Annotated in this window: 1 protein-coding gene and 1 tRNA gene; both read right to left on the bottom strand. The window is 44.7% G+C overall.

Annotated elements, in window-relative coordinates; all coding sequences use genetic code 11:
* Positions 1-233: 233 nt before the first annotated feature.
* Positions 234-310: transfer RNA gene (locus A3729_RS01390), tRNA-Arg, on the bottom strand.
* A 121-nt stretch (positions 311-431) separates the two neighbouring features.
* Positions 432-1,531: tetratricopeptide repeat protein (locus tag A3729_RS01385; RefSeq protein ID WP_068633005.1), on the bottom strand; the 1,100-nt coding region annotated here is incomplete at its 5' end.

The following is a 1,531-nucleotide window of genomic DNA, read 5'->3' as shown; positions in this document are numbered from 1 at the left end:
TTCGCTGATTCACTGACATGACCGCCTGAGTCATCAGCATAACAGGTACGGGCGAGCGACAGTTGGAAAACTGCAATCAAAGAAATATAAATGATAAAGGACTTTATCCACATGATTACAAAGGTAGACCATAATCTGTGGATTGCCAAAGCCACAAACCTAAACACGCGTGGTTTTACACTTTAATAACATAGCTCTGAGTTTTAAGAGCAATATGGAGATATAAACAAGAATGGCCCGCCCTTCAGGATTCGAACCTGAGACCTTCCCCTTAGGAGGGGGACGCTCTATCCAGCTGAGCTAAGGGCGGAAAAATAGGCGCAGGAATAATAGCGAGCAAATGAGTCAGGCTCAAGTGGAAATTACACGTTGCAACAGATTATTCCCATACAATTGAAGCCAGGACTTGCGATACCCACTGTTACCTACGACTAGGACAGTGCCTTAACCTTCGTTTGTAAACTTTGGAAGCGTTTGTATTGCCTATGCTGAGCAGGAATATGCTTAACATTGTCCAAGCATTGCTCACACTTTGCTTTGAGCTGAGGGTTGCCACCTTGCTGTCGAATTTGTTTTAGCATTACCTGGACGGTATTAAGGTTAAGGGCTGGGTGTTTTGGCGTAACCTGAAGCGCCTCATCAAAAACGCGAATCGCTTCGTCCAGATCACCCTCTTCAAATGCAGTAATACCACTCTTGTTAAGCTTTCTAGCTTTAACCCTTTTCTGAAGGCTAACAGGCTCATCAAGCAACTCTTCAATATTGTTCATGACACCCTTGTCGTCCGAGTGACGCTCTGCCAAATCACTTAATACCTTCTCGGCTTCGGTCTCGTCTCCCATACTGTAGAGTGTTTTAGCAAACTCCAAGGTTGTTTCAGCTGAGGCGCTCGATACATCCATTGTTTCCTGGGCTTTATCCAGTGCAGCCTGAGACTTTTTGTCATCACCCTGCCCTTTGTGAACACGGGCCTCGATCAATAATGCACTAGCCTGAACATTGACATCATCCTTAAATTTCTTACTAGCACGCCCTAGAATATGAACAGCTTCTTTTGCCTGTTTTTTACCATTATCCGACGTATCACCTTCAGCCAAATCAGAAAGGCAGCGACCTAAACTTAAATAATTTTCAGAAGACTCGTGTACAGAATTGTGCCCCAACTTTACACTTTGACAAAAAGCATCCGCAGCGCCTTCAACATCTTTATTTTTAGAGCAAACTTCAGCAAGTTTCTGCTGACGCAGAATAGCATGCGGTGAAATATCAACAGCCTTTGCCAAAGTTTTTTGCGCATCGCGGGCCTTCCCATGCTTTAGTTGCGCTTCGGCCAAGGTATCATAGGCTTCAATTAAGTTCGGGTTACCTGCTAATAAGCCTTGAAGCCCCTTGATAGCGCCTTCATAGTCACCCAAAGCAACTTGCACCTTGCTTAAACCAAGCCTTGCCCAACCAATATCACGTGTCGATAACACGTCACGATATATCTTCGCTGCGCGTTCGTTCTCACCCATCTGAAAATAAAGACTAG

The organism is Oleiphilus sp. HI0043, from assembly GCF_001634935.1.
The sequence above is the reverse complement of the archived record's forward strand: the minus strand, read 5'-3'. Positions and strand labels throughout refer to the sequence as shown.